The 3,826-nt window shown below is 71.7% G+C and carries 4 protein-coding genes; 3 read left to right on the forward strand and 1 reads right to left on the reverse strand.

Annotated elements, in window-relative coordinates; translation table 11 throughout:
* Positions 1 to 126 precede the first annotated feature (126 nt).
* A complete protein-coding gene (gene rplQ, locus ACY45C_RS00590; RefSeq protein WP_462185706.1) occupies positions 127 to 747 on the forward strand; it encodes a 50S ribosomal protein L17 in 621 nt (206 codons plus the stop codon).
* Between the two features lie 216 nt (positions 748 to 963).
* On the forward strand, positions 964 to 1,794 hold the full coding sequence (gene truA, locus ACY45C_RS00595) for a tRNA pseudouridine(38-40) synthase TruA (RefSeq protein WP_462185749.1): 831 nt from the start codon (positions 964 to 966) through the stop codon (positions 1,792 to 1,794).
* 24 nt (positions 1,795 to 1,818) lie between these two features.
* Here the strand turns inward: truA and ACY45C_RS00600 are convergent, their stop codons facing one another.
* Complete coding sequence (locus ACY45C_RS00600; RefSeq protein ID WP_462185707.1) at positions 1,819 to 3,306, reverse strand: hypothetical protein; 1,488 nt, start codon at positions 3,304 to 3,306, stop codon at positions 1,819 to 1,821.
* A 325-nt stretch (positions 3,307 to 3,631) separates the two neighbouring features.
* Between ACY45C_RS00600 and ACY45C_RS00605 the strand changes: the two genes are divergently transcribed.
* On the forward strand, positions 3,632 to 3,826 hold a 195-nt coding region (locus tag ACY45C_RS00605), incomplete at its 3' end, for an uL13 family ribosomal protein (RefSeq protein ID WP_462185708.1).

The raw sequence follows: 3,826 nt of genomic DNA on the forward strand, positions 1-3,826 counted from the left end.
CGAGGGCCTCCGCTTCCGGCGGGGGCCCTCGGCGACCCTCCGGTGGCGAGAGCCGCGTCCTTCGGGCGGGCAGCCTGGCTAGGCCGGTGACCAGCAGGACAGTGAAAGGAACGAGGAGCACTCATCATGCCCACGCCAACCAAGGGCGCCCGGCTCGGCGGCAGCCCCGCACATGAGCGGCTGCTGCTGGCCAACCTCGCCACCGCGCTGTTCGAGCACGGCGGCATCACCACCACCGAGGCGAAGGCCAAGCGGCTGCGTCCGTACGCCGAGCGTTTGGTGACCTTCGCCAAGCGGGGGGACCTGCACGCCCGCCGGCGCGTCATGCGCCAGGTACGCGACAACTCGGTCGTGCACACCCTGTTCACCGAGATCGGTCCGCGCTACGCGAACCGGAACGGTGGCTACACCCGGATCATCAAGATCGGCAACCGGAAGGGTGACAACGCCCCGCTGGCCCGGATCGAGCTGGTCGAGGCGCTGACTATCGGCCAGCAGGCCGTCAGTGAGGCCGAGCGGGCGCGGGACACCCGTTTCGAGGCTCGTCGCAAGCCCACCGGCGCCACCGCGGAGGCGGCGGAGGACCTGGCCCAGGAGTCGCCGACCGCGGCTGTTGTGGCAGCCGAGGCCGCGGAGCCGGCAGACACCCCCGCCGAAGGGGCCGCCGGCAAGCCGACGACCGGGCAGGCGGACGACTCCGGTACCGGGGAGGACTCCGGCACCGGGGAGCAGAACTCCGCAAACTGAGATCCGGGCCGAAGGCCGGAATCTTCGGCCTTCGGCCCGGATCTCGCGTCCTGGAGTAGATCCGCGCAGGCCCGCCGCCCATCATGGGCGGCGGGCTTTCGTTTTAGTGCCGTCGCACCGCCGCGTCGTCGCTTGCACGGGGGAGAGACAGATGTCCGATCCGGGAGTTTCCGCGGGACGATGTCCCGCGGGTCGCGAGGCGGCTGCCCGCCGGTGATGACGATGACCGACGGGCTGGTTCGGCTGCGGCTGAACCTCTCCTACGACGGGACGCCGTTCGCAGGATGGGCCCGCCAGCCCGGCCAACGCACCGTGCAGGGCGATGTGGAGGATGCCCTTATGCGGGTGGCGCGGTTGCCGGCGGTACGGCTCACCGTCGCCGGACGGACCGATTCGGGCGTCCACGCCGTCGGCCAGGTAGCGCACGTTGATCTCCCGGACGACGTGCCGCTCGGCGGCCTCGCGCGGCGGCTGAACGGTGTCCTGGACCGGGCCGTGCGGATCATCGGGCTCGCCCCGGCACCGCCCGGCTTCGACGCCAGATTCTCCGCACTCTCCCGCCGCTACGTCTACCGCATCACCGACGCTCCGTATGGAGCCGAACCCCTGCGGCGCTTCGACACCCTGGCCTGGCCTCGTCCGCTCGACGTGCCCGCGATGGCGGCGGCGGCGTTGTTCCTGGTTGGCGAGCATGACTTCGCCGCGTTCTGCCGGCGCCGGGAGGGCGCGACGACCGTCCGCACGCTGCTGCGCCTCGATGTGCTCCGCCGGCCTGACGGGGTCGTCGTGGCCGACGTCGAGGCCGACGCCTTCTGCCACTCCATGGTCCGGGCGCTGGTCGGCGCCCTGCTTGCCGTCGGGGAGGGCCGCAAGCCGCCCCAGTGGCCCGCGGCGGTGCTGCACCGAGGTGTCCGGGACCCTGCCGTCACCGTTGCGCCGGCGCACGGCCTGACGCTGGTGGACGTGCGTTACCCGCCCGATCCTGAGTTGGCCGCCCGGGCCGAGGTCACCCGGGCCGTTCGGATTCCCCCCACGCCGTCCGGTTGAGGGTGGGGCCTGGTCGCCGGTGGGTCAGTGGCGCGGGCCGTGGCCGAGTACTGCTCGGTCTCCGATGGGCTCGGTCGCGAGTGTGCTCAGATCGGTCTGGGCGTTCCGCAGCGCGGGATCGGTCCCTGCTCCCTGGGCGCCGTCGGTGTAGGCGACCTGCGTGTAGATGAGGTAGTGCCCGCGGGTGATCGCGCCCCGCCACGAGTTGTTCCCACCCGGGCCGGTGATCCGCGCGTTCGGAATCGAGTTGGCCGGGACGGGGAGGGGCACGATGCCACCGCGCCCCTGGTTGAGGATGTCCGCGGTGGCGGTGGCGGTGGTGAGCTCGTCGAGGACGAAGACGGTGACGCCGGCCAGCACCTGGCGTCCGCCGTCCCCCGGGGTGCTGAGGAACAGCGTCCGCACCACCTGCCGGCAGCGCCGGTCCTTGAGCTGCGTGACCAGACCACCGGTGAGATCTGGGCAGCCGTTGTCCAGTTTGCGGGCGAGCCGCCGGTAGTTCCGTCCCTCGGCCTCGACCTGCTCGTCGGAGAAGAACTCGTCGGCGGTCACCGGGTCGGAGTCGAGGGTCGCGCTGTTGAGGAAGCCGGCCGGGATTGGTGGGAGCGTCTGCCGGGTGGTGGGCGTCTCGTGCCCGTTGTGCCCGTTGTGCCCGTTGTGCCCGCTGCGCACCGCCACGACCGCGACCGCCGCGACGAGGACGAGGACGGCCCCGGCGACGCCGGCCAGCAACCGCCGAGCGTCGTGGACCCCACGGCCCCCGGCCTGGTCCTGAGTGCTCCGCCCCCACCTCGACGGGTACGCGCCACGGGCGCTCGATGCGGCGGTGGCGGACGGTGCCGACCCGTTGATCGGATCGTCGTCGATCGAATGGATGTCGACCGGATCGCCGTCGCCGAATCCGCCATCAGCCGCGGCGGGTGGGTGGGATTCGCCGGTTTCACCGATGCGGGTGGGACCGCCAGTAACGGCATCTGTGCCGGGGGAGACACCCGGATAGGCCGGCGTGCCCGAGTCCCGTGGACGGGATGCCGGGCGCTCATAGCGGGTCGGACCCGGCTGCGGTACGGATGCGGCGCCGGTCCCGGCTGGCTCCGTGCCCAAGCTCGTGGTGGTCGGGGACGGTGTTATGCCGAGCGGTGTGGTGTTGGGCGCTGTGGTGTCGGGCTGCGTGGTGTCGGGCGGTGTGATCCGCAGGGAGGTCGGCTTCGGCGAGAACGAGTACGTCCGGGATCCCCCGAACAGGGGATCGTCGGCGGGGGGAGTCCAGCCGTCGAGGTCGGGGTGCGGGCCACCTGGGCGGGGAATCGTCACTGCTGTCGGGCCCGTGGTGCCTCCCCGGTCGGCCGGACCGGTTGCCGGACCGCCGCCCTCCGGCGCGCCGGCCGACCGCCGGCCCTCAGCCGGCGCGGGAAACGTCCGATCGTGGCCGGCGCCTCCGGACAGCGGGGTCGGCCCCTCGTGCCCGGGGGCTTCGTGCCCCTCGCGCCCGTCGGATCGCCCGCTGCCCATCTCCGTCATCCTGGTGAGAATAGCCAGCTTGTCGGCGGGATTCAGCGCGGTCAGGTGTCCATGGTCGGTGGCCGGGCCGCCTGCATGTCCGTCTCCCCTGCATGTCCGCACTGCCGGTACTGCCGGTACTCCCGCTTTCCGTGCCCCCCGGGTGGACCGGCCCCCCGGGTGGACCGCTCCGATCGCCTGGTAGTCTCAAAGACTGCTGCGCGTGACACGTTCCGTCTGCGCGCTCCACATTCTTGACGAGATCATTCTTGACGAGATCCGTGAGAGGCCCCTTGGGAGTCTCCTGGCGGGATCGTCCGAACGAGAAGGCAGACCTGTGCGCACGTACCAGCCCAAGCCCGCGGATGTCCAGCGTGTGTGGCACGTCATCGATGCCACCGACGTGGTGCTCGGTCGGCTGGCGACCCAGGCCGCCACGCTCCTGCGTGGAAAGCACAAGCCGTACTTCGCTCCACACATCGACACCGGCGACTTCGTCGTCGTGATCAACGCGGGCAAGGTCGCCCTGAGT

The sequence above is a fragment of the Frankia sp. CcWB2 genome, from assembly GCF_977927585.1.